22 protein-coding genes are annotated in these 23,231 nt (G+C 38.7%); 19 read left to right on the top strand and 3 right to left on the bottom strand.

Going from position 1 to position 23,231, the window contains the following annotated elements:
• Positions 1-87 precede the first annotated feature (87 nt).
• The 8 genes from lpxA to QRD02_RS03640 all read left to right on the top strand — a co-directional run bounded on the left by lpxA (position 88) and on the right by QRD02_RS03640 (position 7,697).
• Positions 88-873, top strand: coding sequence for an acyl-ACP--UDP-N-acetylglucosamine O-acyltransferase (lpxA, locus tag QRD02_RS03605; protein ID WP_290253549.1), 786 nt, complete (start codon positions 88-90; stop codon positions 871-873).
• A 34-nt stretch (positions 874-907) separates the two neighbouring features.
• Positions 908-1,474, top strand: a complete 567-nt coding sequence (gene efp / locus QRD02_RS03610; RefSeq protein WP_290253550.1) for an elongation factor P — start codon at positions 908-910, stop codon at positions 1,472-1,474.
• 36 nt (positions 1,475-1,510) lie between these two features.
• Positions 1,511-2,449 carry a UDP-3-O-(3-hydroxymyristoyl)glucosamine N-acyltransferase gene (locus tag QRD02_RS03615; RefSeq protein WP_290253551.1) on the top strand — a complete coding sequence of 313 codons (939 nt, stop codon included), beginning with the start codon at positions 1,511-1,513 and terminating at the stop codon, positions 2,447-2,449.
• Complete coding sequence (locus QRD02_RS03620; protein WP_290253552.1) at positions 2,446-2,859, top strand: nuclear transport factor 2 family protein; 414 nt, start codon at positions 2,446-2,448, stop codon at positions 2,857-2,859. The genes QRD02_RS03615 and QRD02_RS03620 overlap by 4 nt, the downstream gene beginning before the upstream one ends.
• Before the next feature lie 111 nt (positions 2,860-2,970).
• On the top strand, positions 2,971-3,843 hold the full coding sequence (sucD, locus tag QRD02_RS03625) for a succinate--CoA ligase subunit alpha (protein ID WP_290253553.1): 873 nt from the start codon (positions 2,971-2,973) through the stop codon (positions 3,841-3,843).
• A 154-nt stretch (positions 3,844-3,997) separates the two neighbouring features.
• Positions 3,998-4,744, top strand: coding sequence for a 3-oxoacyl-[acyl-carrier-protein] reductase (fabG, locus tag QRD02_RS03630; RefSeq protein WP_290253554.1), 747 nt, complete (start codon positions 3,998-4,000; stop codon positions 4,742-4,744).
• Between the two features lie 84 nt (positions 4,745-4,828).
• On the top strand, positions 4,829-6,862 hold the full coding sequence (locus tag QRD02_RS03635) for a VWA domain-containing protein (RefSeq protein WP_290253555.1): 2,034 nt from the start codon (positions 4,829-4,831) through the stop codon (positions 6,860-6,862).
• Positions 6,863-6,881: 19 nt separating this feature from the next.
• Entirely contained in the window at positions 6,882-7,697 is an 816-nt protein-coding gene (locus tag QRD02_RS03640) for a prohibitin family protein (protein ID WP_290253557.1), read from the top strand.
• Between the two features lie 114 nt (positions 7,698-7,811).
• Here the strand turns inward: QRD02_RS03640 and QRD02_RS03645 are convergent, their stop codons facing one another.
• Positions 7,812-9,539: a sodium:solute symporter family protein gene (locus tag QRD02_RS03645; protein WP_290253558.1), complete on the bottom strand. Its 1,728-nt coding sequence runs from the start codon at positions 9,537-9,539 to the stop codon at positions 7,812-7,814.
• A 290-nt stretch (positions 9,540-9,829) separates the two neighbouring features.
• Here QRD02_RS03645 and hisG point away from each other — a divergent pair, with 290 nt between their 5' ends.
• The 11 genes from hisG (at position 9,830) to QRD02_RS03700 (ending at position 21,823) form a co-directional block, all read left to right on the top strand.
• Positions 9,830-10,687: an ATP phosphoribosyltransferase gene (gene hisG, locus QRD02_RS03650; protein WP_290253559.1), complete on the top strand. Its 858-nt coding sequence runs from the start codon at positions 9,830-9,832 to the stop codon at positions 10,685-10,687.
• A 52-nt stretch (positions 10,688-10,739) separates the two neighbouring features.
• Positions 10,740-12,038 (top strand): histidinol dehydrogenase, encoded by a 1,299-nt coding sequence (gene hisD / locus QRD02_RS03655; RefSeq protein ID WP_290253560.1) that lies wholly within the window; start codon positions 10,740-10,742, stop codon positions 12,036-12,038.
• Positions 12,031-13,083 carry a histidinol-phosphate transaminase gene (gene hisC, locus QRD02_RS03660; protein ID WP_290253561.1) on the top strand — a complete coding sequence of 351 codons (1,053 nt, stop codon included), beginning with the start codon at positions 12,031-12,033 and terminating at the stop codon, positions 13,081-13,083. The genes hisD and hisC overlap by 8 nt, the downstream gene beginning before the upstream one ends.
• Positions 13,083-14,219: a bifunctional histidinol-phosphatase/imidazoleglycerol-phosphate dehydratase HisB gene (hisB, locus tag QRD02_RS03665; RefSeq protein ID WP_290253562.1), complete on the top strand. Its 1,137-nt coding sequence runs from the start codon at positions 13,083-13,085 to the stop codon at positions 14,217-14,219. Before hisC ends, hisB begins: the two co-directional genes overlap by 1 nt.
• The gene (gene hisH, locus QRD02_RS03670; RefSeq protein WP_290253563.1) at positions 14,219-14,812 is read left to right on the top strand and encodes an imidazole glycerol phosphate synthase subunit HisH; all 594 of its coding nucleotides are present in this window, start codon (positions 14,219-14,221) and stop codon (positions 14,810-14,812) included. The genes hisB and hisH overlap by 1 nt, the downstream gene beginning before the upstream one ends.
• 7 nt (positions 14,813-14,819) lie before the next feature.
• Positions 14,820-15,578 carry a 1-(5-phosphoribosyl)-5-[(5-phosphoribosylamino)methylideneamino]imidazole-4-carboxamide isomerase gene (gene hisA, locus QRD02_RS03675; protein WP_290253564.1) on the top strand — a complete coding sequence of 253 codons (759 nt, stop codon included), beginning with the start codon at positions 14,820-14,822 and terminating at the stop codon, positions 15,576-15,578.
• Positions 15,568-16,323: an imidazole glycerol phosphate synthase subunit HisF gene (gene hisF / locus QRD02_RS03680; RefSeq protein WP_290253565.1), complete on the top strand. Its 756-nt coding sequence runs from the start codon at positions 15,568-15,570 to the stop codon at positions 16,321-16,323. Before hisA ends, hisF begins: the two co-directional genes overlap by 11 nt.
• Before the next feature lie 3 nt (positions 16,324-16,326).
• The gene (gene hisIE / locus QRD02_RS03685) at positions 16,327-16,932 is read left to right on the top strand and encodes a bifunctional phosphoribosyl-AMP cyclohydrolase/phosphoribosyl-ATP diphosphatase HisIE (protein ID WP_290253566.1); all 606 of its coding nucleotides are present in this window, start codon (positions 16,327-16,329) and stop codon (positions 16,930-16,932) included.
• Positions 16,933-16,978: 46 nt separating this feature from the next.
• Positions 16,979-18,064, top strand: a complete 1,086-nt coding sequence (gene corA, locus QRD02_RS03690; protein ID WP_290253567.1) for a magnesium/cobalt transporter CorA — start codon at positions 16,979-16,981, stop codon at positions 18,062-18,064.
• Between the two features lie 150 nt (positions 18,065-18,214).
• Entirely contained in the window at positions 18,215-20,638 is a 2,424-nt protein-coding gene (locus tag QRD02_RS03695) for a TonB-dependent receptor (protein ID WP_290253568.1), read from the top strand.
• Between the two features lie 30 nt (positions 20,639-20,668).
• Entirely contained in the window at positions 20,669-21,823 is a 1,155-nt protein-coding gene (locus tag QRD02_RS03700; RefSeq protein WP_290253569.1) for a PepSY-associated TM helix domain-containing protein, read from the top strand.
• Positions 21,824-21,954: 131 nt separating this feature from the next.
• On the opposite strand, the gene QRD02_RS03705 is transcribed toward QRD02_RS03700, so the two are convergent.
• Together QRD02_RS03705 and QRD02_RS03710 are read right to left on the bottom strand one after the other, a co-directional pair.
• On the bottom strand, positions 21,955-22,959 hold the full coding sequence (locus QRD02_RS03705) for a toll/interleukin-1 receptor domain-containing protein (RefSeq protein ID WP_290253570.1): 1,005 nt from the start codon (positions 22,957-22,959) through the stop codon (positions 21,955-21,957).
• A 29-nt stretch (positions 22,960-22,988) separates the two neighbouring features.
• Positions 22,989-23,219 (bottom strand): PGDYG domain-containing protein, encoded by a 231-nt coding sequence (locus QRD02_RS03710; RefSeq protein WP_290253571.1) that lies wholly within the window; start codon positions 23,217-23,219, stop codon positions 22,989-22,991.
• Positions 23,220-23,231 lie beyond the last annotated feature (12 nt).

The raw sequence follows: 23,231 nt of genomic DNA on the forward strand, positions 1-23,231 counted from the left end.
GTACCAACACTTGGGTCAATTAATTTAAAAAGAATAATTTTATACCGTGAATACATTTCAACTTCATCTTAAAAATAATAAAGAGAAATGAATCAACCTCTTGCATACGTCCATCCGGGCGCAAAAATCGCCAAAAATGTTGTGATAGAACCTTTCACTACAATCCATAATAATGTAGTGATTGGTGAGGGAACTTGGATTGGAAGTAATGTAACAATTATGGAGGGAGCTAGAATTGGAAAGAATTGCAATATTTTTCCGGGCGCCGTAATATCCGGAATTCCACAGGACTTAAAATTTAAAGATGAAGAAACCACTGTTGAAATTGGCGACGGAACCACAATCCGTGAATATGTGACCATAAACAGAGGAACCGTTGACCGGGGAAAAACAGTGGTTGGCAAGAATTGTTGGATAATGGCTTATTGCCACATAGCTCATGATTGCATTGTTGGGGACAACTGTATTTTTTCAAATAACAGCACCTTGGCCGGGCACGTGACAGTGGGCGACCATGTAGTTTTGGCCGGAATGACTGCGGTGCATCAATTCTGTATGATTGGGAATCATGCTTTCGTAACTGGAGGTTCCCTGGTTAGAAAGGATGTTCCGCCCTATGTAAAAGCTGCCCGCGAACCACTTAGTTATGTGGGGATAAATTCCATCGGCCTTCGAAGAAGGGGTTTCAATTCCCAGAAAATAACGGAAATTCAAAATATTTACCGTCTTCTTTATCAGAAAAACTACAATACCTCCCAGGCCTCCGAAATTATTGAAGCTGAGATGGAAGCAACCCCGGAGCGTGATGAGATACTTCAATTCATTAAAAATTCCAAACGTGGAATTATGAAAGGCTATTTCAATTCCAATTAAAACAAACATTTAACAATTAACATTAAATCAAAGAATGGCTACTTCATCAGATATTAGAAAAGGACTTTGCATCCGCTATAACCACGACATCTATAAAATAATTGAATTTCTTCACGTAAAACCCGGAAAAGGTCCAGCTTTCGTGCGTACTAAATTAAAAAGCGTAACCACCGGAAAAGTTATTGACAATACTTTTTCCGCTGGTCACAAAATTGACGATGTGCGCGTGGAAACCCATAAATTCCAATTTCTTTACAACGAAGGGAATGTGTACCACTTTATGAATACCGAGGATTATTCGCAAATACAATTGAACAAGGATATTCTTGATACTCCGGAATTGATGAAAGAGGGCGAAATTGTGACGGTCCTAATTAATTCTGAAGACAGTGCCCCACTTTCAGTGGAAATGCCTGCGCATGTAATTTTGAAAGTAATGTCAACCGAGCCTGGAATAAAAGGAAATACCGCAACAAACGCTACCAAACCAGCAGTAGTAGAAACTGGGGCCGAAATAAATGTTCCGCTTTTTATTAATGAAGGTGATAAAATTAGAATTGATACCGAAAAGGGCCAGTACCAAGAACGAATGAAAGACTAAATAAGTTGCAGATTTCAGTAAATAATTAAACCTAAAATGAAATTTCCCAATCCCCAAACTCTTGAGAATATTGCCTCCATAATCGATTCGGATTATGTTGGGGAAGCCAATTTTCCGGTATTTGGGATGAATGAAATTCATGTGGTACAACCTGGGGATATCGTTTTTGTGGATCATCCCAAGTATTACGATAAGGCCCTTCAATCGCAGGCTACTGTAATTCTTATAAATAAAAAAGTGGAATGCCCCATCGGGAAAGCACTGCTTATTTCCGAAGACCCATTTCGTGATTTTAATAAGCTGACGCATCATTTTAGGCCTTTCCAAAATTCTAATACTTCTGTCTCCGAAACCGCTGAAATAGGAGAGGGAACCGTTATTCAACCAAATGTTTTCGTTGGAAATAACGTAAAAATCGGCCGCAACTGTGTCATCCATTCCAATGTTTGTATTTACGACAATACTATAATAGGCCACAATGTGACCATTCACGCGGGAACAGTTTTGGGCAGCGATGCTTTCTATTATAAAAACCGTCCGGAAAAATTCGATAAACTTTTAAGCGGCGGAAATGTGGTGATTGAAGACAATGTTGACCTTGGAGCACTTTGCACGATCGATAAAGGCGTAACCGCCTCGACCACCATTGGTGAAGGTTCCAAACTTGACAACCAAGTGCACGTGGGCCACGACACCATCATCGGTAAACGGTGTTTGATAGCTTCACAGGTAGGTATTGCCGGCTGTGTGCTGATTGAGGATTCTGTAACCATATGGGGGCAAGTGGGAATTACCAGTGGAATCACCATTGGGGAAAAAGCCGTAATTTCCGCACAAAGTGGGGTGAGTAAATCATTGGTTGGAAACAGGGCATATTTCGGGACCCCGGCAGATGATTTTAGAACAAAATATAAGGAATTGGCCTCAGTAAGGCTTATTCCCGACATAATTAAAAAATTGGATGAATTATCATGAGCAATAAAGCAAAGGAAATAGTAAGGAATTTTTATAAGTCAGATATTTTAAAGGATGAAACCGTAATTGAACGTTTTTTCCATCCAGAATTAGTGCTTATTTGGAATAGCGCCAATGGGCTTTCCATAATGCATTACGATGATATTATTAATTTTTTTGGTGAAGTAAGAAGATCTTACAATGATTTGAGAATAGAAGTAAGTCATTTACTTGCAGACGATAACCACGTTACTATCCGTTATAAATATTATATCCGAACCATGGAGAATCCTGACGAAGAATTAGGAATAGCACATTTTATAGCGATATGGGAAGTAAAGGACGATAAACTTTATCGCGGCTATCAGGTAAGTCAGCCGGTTACAGACAAAGATGATACTAATGAAAGCTACCACAGAGTTAAGGTTTAATATCTTTTTGAAGCTTTCGTAAAAGACGTATCTTTGCGAGCATTCATAAAAAATCCATTCAATATTTTATTTGAATAAATAATAAAAATAATCAACAGAAAATAATTAAAAATGAGCGTTTTAGTAAATAAAAATTCAAAAATAATTGTACAAGGATTTACGGGAAGTGAAGGAACCTTTCACGCCGAACAGATGATTGATTATGGAACCAATGTGGTAGGCGGTGTAACTCCAGGTAAAGGCGGCCAAAAACATTTGGACAAACCTGTTTTCAATACAGTTTCAGAGGCTGTTGAAAAAACTGGCGCTGACACTACAATTATTTTTGTTCCGCCAGCATTTGCCGCAGACGCCATTATGGAAGCTGCAGACGCGGGAATTAAGGTAATCATTACCATTACCGAAGGAATTCCGGTTAAAGACATGATTACAGCGGCAAATTATATCAAAGATAAAAATTGCCGCCTTATCGGTCCTAACTGCCCTGGGGTTATCACCCCCGGCGAAGCAAAAGTGGGAATTATGCCTGGTTTTGTTTTCAAAAAGGGGAAAGTAGGTATCGTTTCAAAATCTGGAACACTTACATATGAAGCGGCTGACCAAGTTGTAAAGCAGGGTCTTGGAATTACTACAGCTATTGGAATTGGAGGAGATCCCATTATTGGAACCACAACAAAAGAAGCCTTGGAAATGTTGATAAATGACGAAGAAAGTGAAGCTGTCGTAATGATTGGTGAAATTGGAGGCCAGCTTGAAATAGACGCTGCCAAATGGTACAAAGAAAGCGGAATCAAAAAACCGGTAATCGGATTCATCGCCGGCGAAACTGCACCAGCCGGAAGAACAATGGGCCACGCGGGAGCAATCGTTGGCGGTAGCGACGATACTGCGCAGGCCAAGAAAAAAGTAATGCGTGAATGCGGCATTCACGTTGTTGATTCCCCTGCGGAAATTGGAAAACGAGTGAAGGAAGTTTTAGGTTAATGCCTTAACTTTTTAAGTAAAAGCTCTGTGAATTCACAGGGCTTTTTTTATGGCGAACCCACAACCTTTTGTTATATTTGGCCTATTAGTCCAAACCTGTAAGATTTCCAAATCTTGTAGGTTTTTTACCAACCACCAAACACTCTGGGATACTATGAAATTATTAGAAGGAAAAACAGCAATCATCACCGGCGGAAGCCGAGGAATTGGTCGAGGAATCGTTGAAATATTTGCACAGCACGGCGCCAATGTGGCTTTTACCTATAGTTCTTCGGCAGAAGCGGCAAATGCTTTGGCCGATGAAGTTTCAAAAAGTGGCATAAAGGCAAAGGCTTACAAAAGTGATGCGGCTTCCTATGAAGAATCCCAAAAGTTGGCGGAGGAAGTTTTAAACGATTTCGGAAGTATTGATATTTTGGTAAACAACGCCGGAATCACAAAAGACAATTTGTTGATGCGTATTTCCGAAGAAGATTTTGATAAAGTAATAGAAGTAAACTTGAAGTCAGTTTTCAATATGACCAAAGCTGTGCAACGGGCTATGTTGAAGCAAAGAAAGGGTTCTATTATAAATATGAGTTCAGTCGTGGGTGTAAAAGGAAATGCCGGGCAAACAAATTATGCCGCCTCAAAAGCGGGAATTATTGGGTTTACAAAATCCGTGGCGTTGGAATTGGGTTCCCGCGACATTCGCTGTAACGCCATTGCACCCGGTTTTATTGAAACCGAAATGACGGGAAAACTGGATGAAGCCACCGTTCAAGGTTGGCGTGATGCCATTCCGCTGAAACGCGGTGGCTCGCCAGAAGACATTGCAAATGCCTGTGTTTTCCTTGCCAGCGACCTCTCTGCCTACGTTACAGGCCAAGTCCTGAATGTGGATGGGGGAATGCTAACTTAAAAAAAGTAAACAGTGTTCAGTGGCAGTGGGCAGTTACCCTCTAAATTTTTAAACTTTAAACTACTAAACATTTAAATTTTTTCGTTGACTACAGAAACCATACTTTTAATAAGCCTCGCCGGAGTAATATCAATTGCTTTGGCGGTTTTTATGTATGGCTATAAGTCAAAGCAAACGCGCTTGTTGCGTTGGGTTTTCGGAATACTTCGTTTTATAACGTTGTTTTCCATTTTGATTTTGATAATCAACCCAAAATTCAAAAGTGAAACATATACCATCGAAAAGCCGAAACTGCCCGTGCTGATTGACAATTCTGCGTCGGTAGGGGAATTGGGACAAACCGAAAATGTTTCTGGATTGATTCAAAAATTAAAAGAGAATAGCGAGCTGAATGATAAATTCGATGTTTCCTATTTTTCCTTCGGAAATGATTTCAGCGAAAGCGATTCACTAAACTTTGAAGAAAAAAATACCAATATTTCAAAGGCATTGGCTTCAACTAACGAGCTTTTCAAAAACCAAACCGCCCCAACTATAATTATTACCGACGGAAACCAAACCCTGGGGAGCGATTATGAGTTTTCTTCAGCAACCTATAAAAATTCAATTTATCCAGTTATTCTAGGCGATTCCATAAAATACACCGATTTAAAAATCGAGCAACTGAATACAAATAGATACGCCTTTTTAAAAAATCAATTTCCCGTTGAAGTCATTTTGACCTACAGCGGCTCAATCCCCGTAAATTCTGATTTTGTCATTACACAAGGTGCGACAACGGTATATAGAACAAACGTTTCCTTTTCGGAAAACGAGAGTTCAAAAACGTTGAATTTTACGCTGAATGCTTCCAGCGTTGGTCTTCAAAAATATACCGCGCAGTTACTTCCGCTTGCGGATGAAAAAAACAAAACCAATAATAGTAAGCAGTTTGCGGTGGAAGTGATGGACCAGGCAACAAATGTTTTGGTCGTCAGCAAAATTTCCCATCCTGATTTGGGAGCGCTCAAAAAGTCAATAACTAGTAATGAACAGCGTACGATATCCTTCAAAAAACCTGCGGAAGCGGCAAGTATTTTAAATGATTTTCAACTTGTAATCCTTTATCAACCTGACAGAAATTTTGCTTCGGTTTTTGATGAAATTGAAAAACTGAATAAAAACACTTGGGTTATTTCCGGCCTTCAAACGGATTGGTATTTTTTAAACGGGGCGCAGGATAATTTCAACAAAGAAGCCTCAACCCAAAGTGACGATATTCAAGCAGAGTTAAATTCCAATTATGGAACTTTTGCCGTGGAGAATATTGGCTTTGATGATTTTCCGCCCTTGCAGACCGAATTTGGCGCTTTGGTTATCAGCGTTCCAAATGAAGTAATGTTGGAACAGACCGTCAGCGGAATTTCAAATGGAAACCCGTTGCTCGCAACTATGGAAATTAACGGTAAGCGCGACGCAATTTGGGACGGTGAAGGTTTTTGGCGTTGGCGCGCAAATAGTTTTCTGCAAACGGAAAGCTTCCAAAGTTTTGATGATTTTGTAGGGAACCTTGTTCAATATTTGGCTTCGAATAAACGCCGAAGTAGATTGGAAGTTTCCGCGGAAACCTTTTATTACAACAACAATCCCATAAAAATTTCTGCTCAATATTTCGATAAAAATTATGTTTTCGACAGTCGCGCTTCGTTGAATATTACAGTGAAAAATGCAGAAACGGAGCAACAGACAAACTTCCCAATGTTGTTGCGCAATAATTACTTTGAAGTGGATTTGAATAGTCTACCAGCGGGCGAATATAATTATACCGTTTCTGTCGCGAATGAAGCGGTTTCCAGCAGCGGCAATTTTACAATTTTGGATTTTAATGTTGAGCAGCAATTCCTTAATGCAGATGTTTCAAAATTAAATAGAATTGCACAAAACACAGGCGGAAAAGCTTATTTCACAACACAATATGATGCTTTGATTGATGCATTGCTTGAAAACCCAAACTTTCAAAATATTGAACGAAGCGAACAAAAAGTGGTACCTTTGATTGATTGGAAATATTTACTTGCCCTTATAGTTCTTGCCCTCGCTGCGGAATGGTTTATTAGAAAATACAATGGACTTATATAACAACCCAAACACATTTAAAATGGAGAAATTACCCAAACTCACAATACCCGTAATTATAGGAATTATTTTATTGATTATTGTCGTTGCAAAATCATCCGTAACCATAAAAGCTGGACACGCTGGCGTACTTTATCAAACTTTCGGCGATGGTGTAGTTACCGACGCACCACCACTGGGTGAGGGCTTTCATTTGATTGCTCCTTGGAACAAGGTTTTTATTTATGAAGTGCGCCAGCAGGAGCTAAGCGAAAAAATGCAGGTGCTTTCTTCCAACGGACTTGAAATAAAACTAGATGCATCTGCTTGGTTTCAGCCGTTGTACGGTGATGTTGCAAAATTGCATCAGGAAAAAGGAGAGGATTATTTGAAGCGTGTGATTCAACCTGCAATACGCAGTGCAGCCCGCAGCGTTGTAGGTCGTTACACTCCGGAGCAGCTTTATTCCAGCAAGCGTGACGCCATACAGGAGGAAATTTTTGAGGAAACTAAAAAGATTTTAGATAAGCAATATGTGCAATTAAATGAAATATTGGTACGTGATGTAACCCTTCCACCGACAATAAAAGACGCAATTGAGCGAAAACTGCGACAGGAGCAGGAATCATTGGAATATGAGTTCCGTTTGGAAAAGGCTACAAAAGAAGCAGAGCGCCAACGTATTGAGGCAGAAGGAAAGGCACGCGCAAATAGTATTTTGAGCGCCTCGCTTACTGATAAAATTCTTCAGGAAAAAGGAATACAGGCAACTGTGGAACTCGCAAAATCATCAAACGCAAAAGTAGTGGTGGTGGGCTCTGGAGAAAATGGACTGCCTCTGATTTTGGGGAATAATTAAAATGGGTCCGGTAGAGCGCGGGCAAGAATTCTTATTCGATTACTAGATCAAATTATCCTTTTATTAATTAAAAATAAACCTTCCTTAAAGGAGGGTTTATTTTCAGAAATTATATTAATTGGTGGTCCGAAAGGATTTTATAATCAATAATCCACAAACTAAGCTTACCAAAGATAGGATAAAGGCTAACAAATTATTGCCATAAATAAAATTCCCGATGGAGAAAAGAGCGCAATAAACACCAATTACACCTGCAAAAAATCCAAGAATCTTCATTCCAAACCCTTTAAATTTGGATTCATTTCCAAATATTAAACTGTTGAAACTGTTCAAGGTATCTGCCTCTGAGGGTTTTGTCAATAGTGTCACAAGCACCCAACCGACCGTGGTAATCGCTACACTAAAAACCAATTGCCAATGGCCCGCCATTTCAACTAAGGGGGTTTCCATTTTTCCATTTATAAAGAAAAATGCCGCAATTACAAATGAAATTACCATTGCGGCAATCTCACTGTATGGATTTATTCTGCTCCAAAACCAACGCAAAATAAACAGCAGACCAGTACCAGCGCCAATGGAAAGCAACAAATTGAAACCATCCCGGGCTTCTTCCAAAACCAATGCGAGCAAAGCTGCCAATATCATCATAACAACAGTAGATGTTCTTCCCACGGCAACTTGTTCCTTCCCACTGGCTTCCTTCCTAAGAAATCTTACATAAAAATCATTTACCACATAAGAACTTCCCCAATTTAAATGAGTTGAAATGGTACTCATAAATGCAGCAATTAGTGATGTTATAACTATTCCTAACAAACCCGCTGGCAAAAAGGTTAGCATCGCAGGGTAGGAGAGGTCATTTTTTACAAAAGCCGGGTTCAAATTGGGAAAAGCTGCCTGTAAGCTTTCGATATTCGGATAGATGACAATTGATGCAAGTCCAATAATAATCCACGGCCACGGGCGCAGGGCGTAATGCGCGAAATTAAAAAACAACGTTGCCCAAGTTGCGTGTTTTTCATTTTTCGCGGCAAGCATTCGCTGGGCAATATAGCCGCCACCACCGGGTTCGGCTCCTGGATACCAAACGCTCCACCACTGTACGGCAAGTGGAACAATGAGCAATGGGATCAACAGTTCCGGCTTTGAGAAATCTGGCAACATCGCAGTTTTTGCGGCCACGGCAGGAGTAGATAGAAGGTTTTCAATTCCACCGATTTCTGGCATATTTACTATAAAAATTGTAGCCCAAATACTGCCGACCATGGCAATAATGAATTGAACAAAATCAGTTAGTAAAACTCCCCGTAATCCGCCAAAAGCTGAATAAATCACCACCACAGGGGAAGCAATCAATAATACCTCAAAGGAAGACAACCCAAACATTACGTGGCCAATCTTAATCGCAGCCAAGCAAACGTTTGCCATAATAACAATGTTGAAAAAAACGCCAAGATAAATAGCCCGGAATCCTCTTAAAAATGCAGCACTCTTTCCGCTGTAGCGCAATTCGTAGAATTCTAAATCGGTTGTAATTCCGCTTCTTCGCCACAATTTTGCATAGAAAAAAACGGTGAGCATTCCCGTAAGCAAAAAGCTCCACCAAATCCAATTTCCGAATACACCATCCTCACGGATTACCCCCGCCACAAAATTTGGCGTATCCGCTGCAAAGGTTGTGGCAACCATACTTACGCCTAGCAACCACCATGGCATGTTTCTATCGGAAAGGAAAAATGATTTTGAATCCTTGCCGGATTTTTTTGCAACAAGCAAACCAATAATTAAGAAAACAATAAAAAAGAGAATTATAATAATCCAATCGAGCGTGGCTAAATGCATAGGAAGTATTGATTTTTCAACGGTTCATAATTGCTTGGGTGAATGTAAAGAAATTGCCGTTAAAATTAATAAAGCGTTAAAATTTAATATTCACAGTTTTTTAAACAAATATTTTGTTTAGATTTGGCGTCACAAATATGAACAATTCATTTTTACATCATCACCATATATTTTTCCACGCGCTCGCGAGGTGATATGGCTGTTGTATAAATTTCACAATATTCAAAAACCCGTTTGAGCAATCAAACGGGTTTTTTTATTCCCAGAACTCATCCAAAACAATCAAAAAAATGGAACAATTAAAAATAGCGGTACAAAAAGCAGGGCGTCTTCACGATGAGTCGATGGCATTGCTAAAGGATTGCGGAATTTATATAGACAATGGTCGTGAGCAACTTAAAGCGGCTTCTTCAAATTTTCCTATAGAAATCTACTATTTGCGCAACGGCGATATTCCGCAGTATTTGAAGGATGGGGTTGTAGATTGCGCCATTCTGGGAGAAAATATTTTGATTGAAAAAGGCCAAGAACTCAGCGTTGTGGATTGGTTGGGATTTTCCAAGTGTCGGGTTTCACTGGCCGTTCCTAAAACCTTTAAATATAATTCCATTAATGACTTAAATGGGAAACGGATTGCAACAAGTTATCCAGAAACAACCCAAAATTTTTTAACGCAAAATAATATTCAAGCAGAACTGCACTTAATAAATGGAAGCGTGGAAATTGCCCCTAATATTGGTCTTGCCGATGCAATCTGCGATATTGTTAGCAGCGGCAACACCTTATTCAAAAACAATTTAAAAGAAGTAGAGGTTATATTCAAAAGTCAGGCAGTATTGGCAGTTTCGCCATCCATTTCAAAAAAAGGAGGCGAAATTCTTAACAAGCTTCGCTTTAGGATTCGTTCAGTTTTGCACGGACGAAACTCGCGTTATGTACTTTTGAACGCCCCCAACCACAAACTTGCGGAAATTATTAATCTGCTTCCGGGCATGAAAAGCCCAACGTTGCTTCCACTTGCTGAGGCAGGTTGGAGCAGCGTTCATTCCGTGGTAAATAGCGATGCTTTTTGGGAAGTAATAGAGGAATTGAGAGAAGCCGGCGCCGAAGGAATTCTGGTATGTCCTATTGAAAAAATGATAATATGAGTAATTACCGTAATCAAATCAAAATTAATATTATATAATTAAATTGTTAACAATGAACAAAATATACAACCCAAAACCCGCGTCTTGGCCAGAAATATTAGAACGTCCCCCGCAAAACCTTACAAATATTGAAGCGACGGTGAGTGATATTTTTTCAGAAATAAAGCTGAAAGGAGATCTGGCAGTAAAAAAATATACGCAGCTTTTCGATGGAATTGAAATTGAAAAATTAATGGTTTCTACGAATGAGTTAACCACTTCTGAAAAAGAAATTACCTCGGACTTGAAGAATGCCATCAATCTGGCCAAAACAAATATTGAGAAATTTCATTGTGCACAAAAGTCAGAAAAAATAGTGTTGGAAACTTCTGAAGGAGTAAAATGCTGGCAGGAAAAACGGCCAATCCAGAAGGTGGGACTTTACATTCCGGGCGGCACCGCACCATTGTTTTCAACCGTTTTAATGCTCGCCATTCCCGCGAAAATTGCTGGTTGTGAAGAAATCATACTATGCACGCCACCAAATAAAGAAGGAAAAATTGAGCCATCCATACTTTATGCAGCGAAACTTTGTGGAGTTACCAAAATATTTAAAATTGGCGGAATACAGGCCATTGGCGCAATGACATTTGGCACCGAATCAGTTCCTTCCGTTTATAAAATTTTTGGCCCTGGAAATAATTTTGTGACAATTGCCAAACAAATAGCAACTAAACATGGAGTGGCAATAGACATGCCTGCGGGCCCTTCAGAATTGCTAGTTTTTGCTGATGAAACCGCCAATGCCTCATTTGTGGCCTCAGATCTATTGTCGCAAGCTGAACATGGTGCGGATAGTCAAGTTATTTTAATCACAACTTCCCGAAGGTTATTAAATAATGTGGAAAAGGAACTTCAATCGCAACTTAAGGTATTGCCTCGTATAGCTGTTGCTTCACAATCACTTAACAATTCAAAATTGATTTTAGTGGAAACGAATTTAATGGCAATAAATCTTATTAATGAATATGCCCCCGAACATTTTCTCATAGTATCAAATGAGGAAGATTTTTTCATTGAAAATATCCAAAATGCAGGGTCCGTTTTTATAGGCAGCTATACTCCGGAAAGCGCTGGTGATTATGCTTCCGGCACAAACCACACCTTGCCCACCAACGGCTTTGCAAAACAATATAGCGGGGTAAATCTGGACAGTTTTTTGAAAACCATGACCTTTCAAAAGATTTCTGAAAAGGGAATCCAAAATATTGGCAGCGCCATTGAAATCATGGCTGAAGCTGAGGGGTTGCAGGCCCATAAAAATGCCGTGACCATAAGGTTGGAAAGTTTAAAAATGAGAGAAAATGCGTAAAAGTGAATTTAACATAAACCGCTTAGTTCGGCCAAACGTAGCCCAAATGAAACCATACAGCTCGGCCCGCGACGAATTCCAAAACTTTAATAAATCTATGGTTTTTCTCGATGCAAATGAAAATCCCTTTGAAAACCAAATTAATCGCTACCCGGACCCGAAGCAAATAAAGTTGAAACAGATGATTGCGGAGAAAAGGAATATTCCCCTTGCGAACACACTGTTGGGTAATGGGAGTGATGAAGTGGTCGACCTTATTTTTCGAACTTTTTGTGAACCGAAAAAGGATAATATAATCACGTTGCCGCCCACCTATGGCATGTATTCGGTCCTTTCAAATTTGAATGAAATTGAAAATAGGGAAGTAGTGCTCAATGCATGTTTTCAACCCAATTTGGAAGAGATTTTCAGCGCTATCGATGCCCGCACCAAGTTGATATTTATCTGCTCTCCGAACAATCCCACCGGCAATTTAATTGATTCGAATTTAATTTTGGAATTGTTGGAAAATTTTGATGGATTGGTAGTGCTTGATGAAGCCTACATAGATTTTGCAAATGAAAAAAGTTGGACTTCCCGGTTGCCTCACTTTCCCAATTTAATAATCACACAAACCCTTTCAAAAGCTTACGGAATGGCAGGAATTCGGGTGGGAATCTGTTTCGCTTCCGAAGCAATAATTAACCTTTTGAACAAAATCAAACCTCCCTATAATATCAGCGAATTGACGCAAGGAACTGCGATTTCCAAACTTCAGAATTTGAATAGAATCAAAGCAGAAATCAATGCAATAACAGAACAAAGAACGCAATTATTTAAGGATTTTTCACAAATAAAATTTATCGAAAAAGTATATCCTTCCCAAGGAAATTTTATTCTCCTAAAAGTTGACGACGCCGAAAAAAGGTACATTCAATTATTGAATAAAGGTATTGTTGTAAGAAATAGAAGCATCCAACCACTTTGCGAAAACACGCTGCGCATCACCGTTGGCACGCCTTCAGAAAACCGAAATCTGATTGAAACACTTAAAAATTTGCCGTAATGAATAAACCTGTATTGTTTATAGATCGCGACGGAACTTTGATAAAAGAAACCGTGGATGAGCAAATAGACGCTTTTGAAAAAATGATGTTCTATCCAAAAGTATTTACTTACCTCGGAAAAATTGCAACGGAATTGAATTTTGAATTGGTAATGATCACCAATCAAGACGGGCTGGGAACCGATGCCTTTCCCGAAAACAGTTTTTGGCCGGTGCACAATTTTATAATGGCAGCATTTGAAAATGAGGGCGTGGTTTTTAAAAATGTCTTCATAGATAGAACTTTCCACCACGAGAAGGCACTAACGCGAAAACCAGGAACAGGGCTTCTGCAGGAATATTTCATGGAAAATTTTGATTTAAAAAATTCCTTCGTTATCGGAGATAGAATGACCGATATGGAGTTGGCCAAAAATCTGGGGGCGAAAGGAATATACATAAATGATGGCACCTATTTGGGCTTGAATGAAATTTCCTTTAAAACATCTGAGCTTCAGAAATATATTGCATTGGAAACAAGTGATTGGAAAAATATATACGAATTTTTGAAACTAAAACAGCGTGTTTCTGAATTGCACCGAAAAACCAATGAAACTGATATATTCATAAAACTGAATTTGGACGGAACCGGAAAAAGTGAAATAAATACCGGCATTGCATTTTTTGATCACATGCTCGATCAACTGTCGCGGCACGGCCAAATAGACTTGGAAATTTCCGTAAAGGGCGATTTGGCGGTGGATGAGCATCACACCATAGAAGATACTGCCATTGCCTTAGGTGAGGTTTTTAATCGGGCGTTAGGCGACAAATTAGGATTGGAACGCTACGGTTTTTGCCTGCCTATGGATGATTGTTTGGCGCAAGTGGCAATTGATTTCGGTGGAAGAAATTGGTTGGTTTGGGACGCCGAATTCAATCGGGAAATGATTGGAAAGATGCCCACCGAGATGTTTTACCATTTTTTTAAAAGCTTTACTGACGGCGCAAAGGCAAACCTCAATATTAAAGCTGAAGGAGCCAATGAACACCACAAGATTGAAGCAATTTTCAAGGCGTTTGCGAAAGCGATTAAAATGGCGGTAAAACGCGATACCGAAAAAATGATTTTACCCACAACCAAAGGGCTGCTGTAATGAAAATAGTAATAATAGATTATGGCGCCGGCAATATTCAAAGTATAAAATTTGCTTTCAAAAGAATGGGAGTGGAGGCAATCTTGAGCGATAGTAAGGAGGAAATCCGTCAAGCCGATAGAATTATTTTTCCCGGTGTGGGCGAGGCAAGTTATGCAATGCAGAAATTGAAAAAATCGGGACTGGACACAGTTATTCCCACATTATCACAACCAGTTTTGGGAATCTGTTTAGGGATGCAGTTGTTGTGTAACTCGTCTAAGGAAGGGAATACCCAAGGCATGGGAATTTTCAATGTTGATGTCAAAAAATTTGAGGGCAATATAAAAGTGCCACAAATAGGCTGGAATAACATTTCGAACTTAAAATCCCAATTATTCGAGGGCATTCCAGAAAATGAATTTATGTATTCGGTACATAGCTTTTACGCCCCCCTGTGCGCGGAAGCCATTGCAACTTCAGAGTATGGAATTCAGTATGCATCCGCATTACAAAAAAATAATTTTTACGGCGTACAATTCCATCCCGAAAAAAGCAGTAAGGTAGGAGCACAAATATTGAGCAATTTTTTAAATATAAATTCCAAAAAGTGAAGGAGCTATGAGAATAATTCCAGCAATAGACATTATTGACGGCAAATGTGTACGTCTTTCCAAAGGCGATTACACCACTAAGCAGATTTACAACGAAAATCCGCTGGAAGTTGGAAAACAATTTGAGGCCCATGGCATAAAATATCTCCATTTGGTGGATTTGGATGGCGCAAAGGGCAACCATATTGTAAACCATAAAATTTTGAATGAAATTGCCTCAAAAACCTCCTTAATTATTGATTTCGGTGGAGGGCTAAAATCTGATAATGATTTAAAAATTGCTTTTGAAAATGGTGCAAATCAAATTACTGGTGGCAGTATAGCGGTAAAAAATCCTTCTATTTATATGGGATGGCTTCAAAAATATGGAAGCCAGAAAATAATTCTCGGCGCTGATGCAAGGAATGAAAAAGTGGCAATAAATGGTTGGAAAGAAAATTCAAAAGAGAACCTATTTCCATTTATTCAAAATTATGTTGAAAATGGAATTGAATACATAATTTGTACCGACATCAGCAAGGACGGCATGTTGCAAGGGCCTTCATTTGATTTGTATCAAAAAATCATAACAAAACTCCCGGCCAACAATCCTAAATTATTTAATGGTAATGAAATTAAACTCATTGCTTCCGGAGGAATTTCTACGATCTCTGACCTTCCAAAACTGGCCCTTTTGGGGTGTGAGGGAGCAATATTGGGCAAAGCCATTTATGAAAATCGAATTTCATTGAAACAACTTGAAAACTATATTTTAAATGTTGGCTAAAAGAATTATTACCTGTCTCGACATCAAAGACGGCCGTGCTGTAAAGGGAATCAATTTTCTCAATTTACGCGATGCCGGAAACCCGGTAGAAATGGCAAAGTTTTATTCAGAGAATGGAGCTGACGAACTGGTTTTTCTGGATATTTCGGCAACAGAAGAACGCAGAAAAACATTGGCTGATTTGGTTTTGAAAGTAGCGGAAACCATTAGTATACCTTTCACTGTTGGCGGAGGAATTTCTTCGGTGGAAGACGTGGAAATTCTATTGAAAAACGGCGCCGATAAAGTTTCATTGAATACTTCCGCCGTAAAAAATCCAAAATTGATCACTGAACTGGCGGCAAAATTTGGCTCACAGTGCATTGTCGTGGCCATTGATGCCAAACAACTTCACGATGAATGGATAGTGCATTTGTTGGGCGGAAAAGTTGCAACCAAAATTAATCTATTTCATTGGGCAAGGGAAGTTGAGAATAGAGGCGCTGGGGAAATTCTATTCACTTCCATGGATCACGACGGCACAAAAAATGGTTTTGCAAATATTGCCTTGACGAAACTTTCCGAGGAAGTAAAAATTCCTCTCATTGCTTCTGGCGGTGCAGGGAATATAAATCATTTTGTTGATGTGTTTGATGAAGGGAAAGCTGATGCTGCCTTGGCTGCGAGTGTTTTCCATTATAAGGAAATATCAATTTTGGAATTGAAATCTGAATTAAAACGAAACCAAATCCCGGTGCGATTATAAAATATGGAAATAGATTTTAAGAAATTCAAGGACGGTTTAGTGCCGGCAATAATTCAGGACAATATTACGCAGAACGTGTTGATGCTGGGTTATATGGACGAATCGGCATTTTTGAGAACCAAACAATTTAAACAAGTTACCTTTTATAGCCGCAGCAAAAAAAGGCTATGGACAAAAGGGGAGGAGAGTGGCAATTTTTTGGAAGTTGTTTCTATTGCAATAGATTGCGATAATGATGCTTTGTTAATAAAAGTAAACCCCACCGGACCCGTTTGCCACAAAGGAACTGACACCTGTTGGGGAAACCAAAATATTGTGGAATATGGTTTTCTATCTGTATTGGAAAAAACCATTCACAACAGAAAAAATGCGAGTACCAATGAGGGTAGTTATATTGCTTCGCTTTTTGAAAAAGGGATGAATAAAATTGCGCAAAAAGTGGGTGAAGAAACTATAGAAATGATTATTGAAGCAAAGGATACGAATGACGAACTTTTTTTAAATGAAAGTGCAGATTTGCTTTTCCATTACTTGATTTTGCTACAGGCAAAAGGATTTACCCTTCAGGACATTGTGAAAAAACTTCAGCAGCGGCACAAAGCAGAATAATTTTTTATACCTTTTATCTGTCCAAATTAAAATTATAAATCAATCCATGGCTGCGAAAAAAAGAAGAAAGACCCAGACCACAAAAATACAACCCAAGAGAGCCAGAAATTTTTCGCCTGGAACGGTAACCTATACCGGAAAAAAAATCACTACTGTTACAACGCTGGATATAATTGACTATTCCAAAGAACATTTCCATCGATTTGAGACCAATAATATTCACGAAGCCTTTAACTATGAAGACTCAACGAACATCACGTGGATAAACGTAAACGGCCTTAGCAACACCCAAGATATCGTTACCTTGGGAAATCATTTTGAGCTCCATCCGTTAATACAGGAGGACATTGTTAGCACTTACCAACGCCCGAAGATTGATGAATATGAGGAATATTTGTTCCTTGTTTTCAAAATGCTGCACTATGATGATGAACAACTGACCAAAGAACACATAAGCCTTGTAATGGGGAAAGATTATGTATTAACATTTCAAGAGGCGGAAGGGGATGTGTTCGGCGACCTTCGCGAACGGTTGGAACACGGCAAGGGACGCATCCGCGGCGCGGGTTCGGACTATTTAATGTTTGCCATTTTGGATGCCGTGGTTGACAATTATTTTACTGTAATTGAATTTCTTAGCAATAAGGTGGAAATATTGGAAGATAAACTTTTCGACGATAAGGGAGATCCCAATATTGCTGAGGAAATTCAGGAATTAAAGAAGGAAATCCTTCAAATCAGAAAGGCCGTAGTTCCATTACGCGAAGTAATAAACCGATTGGAAAAATTGGAAATTCCCTTAATTGAGGAACGCACCAATAAATACATCCGTGACCTTTATGACCATATAATCCAAGTAAATGATAGCGTGGAAATTTACCGCGAAATGATTTGGAGCCTTATGGATATGTATATGACCACCATTAGCAATAAAATGAACGAAGTCATGAAAGTGCTCACCATTATGGCGTCCATCTTTATACCATTAACCTTTATGGCTGGAATCTATGGAATGAATTTCGAGTTTATGCCTGAACTGCACTTACGCTATGGCTATTATTATTTTTGGGGCGCAATGATTGTAGTTTTTTTCGGAATGTTGTGGTATTTCAAAAGAAAAAAATGGTTGTAGCCTTTTTCAGATATTAATTTTACAACTCATTACACAGATAAAGAACCTTTTAAATATTCTTATTTAGATTTAGTTTAAATAAATTAGGTAGTTACATTTCCGTAAAATATCTTTGCCGAAATTTATTTTATATAGTCCAAATAAGCAATAATGAAAATCCTACACACTCTCTTTTTTTTATTATTTTTTACTATTTACGGTACTTCGCAGAATGCCTCCGTCTCCGGAAAAATTATAGACAACAACCAACTTCCAATTTCTGGTGTAAATGTTATTATAAAAGATTCCAACAAAGGAACGCTTACCAATGGTGAAGGTGTTTTTAAAATAGAAAATTTAAGTTCGGGTAGTTACATTCTCTCGGTTTCCTATGTTGGCTACAAGACAAGGGAAATGAATATTTCCTTAGCTGACGGCCAAAGTTTATCTTTAAGCGCCATCATTCTTTATGAAGGAAATGAAATTTTAAATGAAGTGTTAATAACAGGTGAGCGTACCAATAAATTTTCGCGAAAGCAAACGGCCTATGTGGCCAAACTACCTTTAAAGGACATTGAAAATACGCAGGTTTACAGTACCATCACCACGGAATTATTGGAATCACAAATGATCACAAATTTCGATGATGCCTTAAAAAATGCAACGGGCGTAGAACAGCTTTGGACCTCCACCGGACGTGGCGGTGATGGGGCGGGATATTATTCGCTTCGTGGTTTTTCGGTACAGCCGCAATTGGTGAACGGTTTGCCTGGCCTTACCAATGGCACAATAAATCCTGCAAACATTGAACGTATTGAAGTGCTTAAAGGTCCATCGGCCACATTATTTGGCAATGCCGTAAGTTCATATGGCGGCCTCATTAATGTGGTTACGAAAAAACCGTTCGTGGGCACGGGAGGCGAGGTGTCATATACCTCCGGCACGTACGGTTTAAACCAGATAATTGGCGATTTCAATACAGCATTAAGTAAGGAAGACGACCTTTATTTTAGAATAAACACAGCCTACACCACCGAGCAAAGTTTTCAGGATGCAGGATTTAGAAAATCGTTTTTTGTGGCGCCTTCACTTTCTTATAAAGTGAACAATAAACTTTCATTTTCTCTTTATGCCGAAATAACACAGGCTGAACAAACTAATCCCACATTCTTATTTTTGAACCGCTCTGCGCCTATGGAAGCAAGCAATATTGAGGAATTAGATTATAACAATAAACTCTCCTTTACCAGTAATGATCTAACCCTTAAAAATCCAAATCAGAATTATAGAATTGAAATGGATTATAAATTGTCAGAAACCTGGCAGTCACAAACGCTGCTTTCTAAAAGCACCACTTCAACCAGGGGTTACTATACTTATTTGTTTGACTACGGCATTTTGGGAAATAATACTTTTACCCGTTTTATAAATAAGCAAAATTCAAATACACAAACTACTGATATTCAGCAAAATTTTATAGGCGATTTTAAAATTGCCTCCGTTCGAAATCGAGTGGTGATTGGCTTGGATTATTTCAATGCCACTCAAACCGACAATGGCACAGGTTATGCATTCTATGGTAACATTACTCCGGAAGGTGGCGCTAACGGCGATAATCCTTTTACTCCTGAAATTGAAACGGAGGTTTACCCACTATCCACCGCCGGGGCGGATGCGGTATTGGCCTCACAGGCTGTGGGAAACAACAAATCTAAATACCATATCTATAGTCTTTATGCCTCCGATGTTGTAAACATTACAGATCGGTTTTCCGCAATGGTGGGCTTGCGTTTGGATAGATTTGACAACGAAGGTGATTTGACAACCACGGAAGATGATTATGATCAAACCACATTATCCCCCAAATTTGGATTGCTGTTCCAACCAATAACAGATAGGCTGGCCGTTTTTGCGAATTACCAAAATGGATTTACAAATGTAGCTCCGCAATTGGTAGGGAATCCAGATGAGGGACCGCAAACCTTAAAAACCTTTGATCCCGAGGAAGCCAATCAGTTGGAATTTGGAGTGAAAACAAATCTTTTCAACAATAAATTGAATGCTACCGTTAGTTATTATGACATAAAGGTGAAGGACCGGGTGATCACCGATCCATCATCTCCTTTCAATAAAATTCAGGGTGGGGAAGTGGTTAGCAAAGGTTTTGAGATTGAAATTAATGCCAATCCAATTTCGGGCCTAAACATTCATGCCGGATTCAGTAATAATTTTAGCGAAACCACAAAATCAGACAACACCGAAATTTTGCACAGACGGCCTCTTGAGGCGGGACCGGAAACACTTTATAATTTTTGGACAAGCTATGAGTTTCAAAATGGAAAATTAGATGGATTTGGAATAGGGGCCGGCTTTAATGGCGCCAGTGAAAGTTTTGCGATTAATTATGAATCTACCGGCGATTTCATTCTTCCAAGTTATACAATTGCAAATGCCTCAATTTTTTACCAGGCCAATAAATATAGAATAGGTTTGAAATTGAACCATGCCTTGAATGAGGAATATTATAAAGGTTGGACTACCATCAATCCACAAGCTCCGAGAAGTTTATTGGCGACAATTTCGTATAAATTTTAATTTACAGCAAAAGGCTTTATAATTTAATAAATGACGTTTAAAAAAATTATCTTCCAAATTCACAAAATTCTAGGCCTGGCCACGGGTTTGGTAGTTTTTATTGTTGCCATTACCGGCTGCTGTTGGGCTTTTAAGGAAGAAATAGAAAGCCTATATAACCAATATAAAAAAGTAGAGCCACAGCAAGCCGCAATGTTAACGCCAACCGAGGCAAAAGCCATTGCATTGGACGTATTCCCGCAAAACTCGGTACACGGAACGCTTTTTAAAAAGAATGATGACGCCATCGAAGTTATTTTTTATGATGCCGAACCAGAATTTTATCAAAGTGTTTTTTTAAACCCTTATTCCGGAAAAATCATTCAAATTGACGACCATCTATCTGGCTTTTTCGCATTCATCCTAAAAGGACATATGCGGCTTTGGCTGCCTCGGGAAATTGGCGAACAAGTGGTTGGGGTATCAATATTGATTTTTATTTTTATTATTATTTCAGGTTTTATATTATGGATTCCGAAAAAACGAAAAAACCTGAAACAGCGCCTAAAATTTGATTGGAAGGAAACCACAAAATGGAAGCGGAAAAATTTTGATATGCACGCGGTAGTAGGATTTTATATCTGTTCGTTGGCGCTAATTTTGGCAATTACCGGTTCAATAATGTCCTATAATTGGCTGCGCTACGGAATTTATAAAACCATTGGTGGGGAAAAGGAATCCAACTTTGTAATTCCTGAAAACCTAAGCGGTAGGAATATTAATGACAGTATCGTGCCTATGGATTTTTTAATTGAAAAACTTCAAAAGGAACTCCCGAACGCTGGTGGAATTGAATTGCACTATCCAAATACTCCGCAAGAAAGTATTTATGTTGAGATATCAAGTACTGATGGTTTATATTATAAGGCAGATTATAGATTTTTCGATCAGAATACTTTGGAAGAAATCGAGACCCCGAGCATTTATGGAAAATTCGAAAATGCCAAAGTTGCGGACAAAATTATCCGAATGAATTATGATATTCATATTGGAGCAATTGGCGGACTGGCGGGCAAAATAATTGCCTTTCTGATAAGTTTGCTCACGGCAAGTTTACCAGTTACCGGGGTTTTCCTGTGGTATGGAAGAAATTACAAGAAAAAGAACAAAGGCAAAAAAACAAAGAAGATTAAAGTAAAAAGTTGAGCCTGGAGATTATTTCTTCTAAATGTGAATATTGTTAAATAGCAAAATATAAAATGTTCTATAATTTATATTATGTAAAATTGAATATTTCAATTAGATAATCTCGCTTCCGTGGTTCTATCCTTTAAACCTTACATTTCAGGATACTGGAGCATAACCCATACTGCTTCCCCGTCCATTCGAACGCTTAATACTCGAGCCTTTTCTCCGGGTTCCAATATAACAGATTCCGCATCAGCATTTTCGGTATCATAAAGTGCTACGGGTTTTAGCGCGGTAATTATATCACCTTTTTTAGGAATTTCATTATCGTCTTCTTGATACACGGTATCACCATTCATATCCGTGTAAAGATTTTTTACGAAATAGCGGTCAGTTCCCTCAGAATACATTCCCATTCCAAGAAATGGCATTAAGGTATCAATACTATCCTGTGCGGATTGATAATTTATATCATTGGGTCCGTGATCATAAATGTATCCTAAATAACCGTTTATTGTATTTGCATTTATAGCCTTTTCCCATTCTGGGCTGATGTCTTGGGATAGCATCTCCACTTCATTTTGATATGAATCTTCTACAGTTTCACTGGTGCAATTAACAATAAAAACTATAAAAAGAATTAATGCCACAATCCCTCCAATTAAATAAGGCGCAATTTTTTTAGAAGGTTTATTCGTATTATTTGCAGTGCTTTCCGTACTTTTTGGCGGCGTAAAAGTTCCTTTTGGAACATTTGTTTTTGCTTCATTCAAACTGAAGTTTAAATCGTTTACCAACCGTTCGAAGCCAGCCTCAGGACCTAATATTGTGAAGTCAACAAATTGCTTTCGAGCCAAACGCATTGGCACTTCGCACTCTTCTATTTTTATTGGGTTCACGGGCTTATCCAAGCCTATGGCATATGAAATTTCATCTTTTACATTTTCTGATGCCACGGAGGTTTTTGATAGAATCAACACAATGGCATCCGCATTTTTAAGTTCGGTTTCGATTGTATCATCCCAATCGGTTCCGGTGCGGATGTTTTTATCGAACCATACTTCAAAACCTTGTTTTCGTAAGGCCTCAACTAACGATTTTACATAATCAGTATCTCTTCTTGAGTAGCTGATAAATATTTTTTTTGTCCCCATCTTTTAGCGATTTTAGTGTTTATTCTGAATTAATTATCATCAATAATTCTATATGTTTTTTGAAAGATTGCTGCGTCACAAACATATTTTTCCCCATTTACTCCTATCATAAGCCAGTCTCCGGCTTTTCCTTTCATCGTACCCTCCATACTTTCCACTTCAAAAGGCTCGTCTATTTGTATACATTTTATGGGGATCGGTTTTTTTAATGCTATTTTATAGTCCAAATTTGGAGTTTCATCTAGAAGAAATCTCAACATAGCTTTCTATTT

Origin of the sequence: Aequorivita aurantiaca, assembly GCF_030410135.1 — a bacterium.
Taxonomy (GTDB): Bacteria; Bacteroidota; Bacteroidia; order Flavobacteriales; family Flavobacteriaceae; genus Aequorivita; species Aequorivita aurantiaca.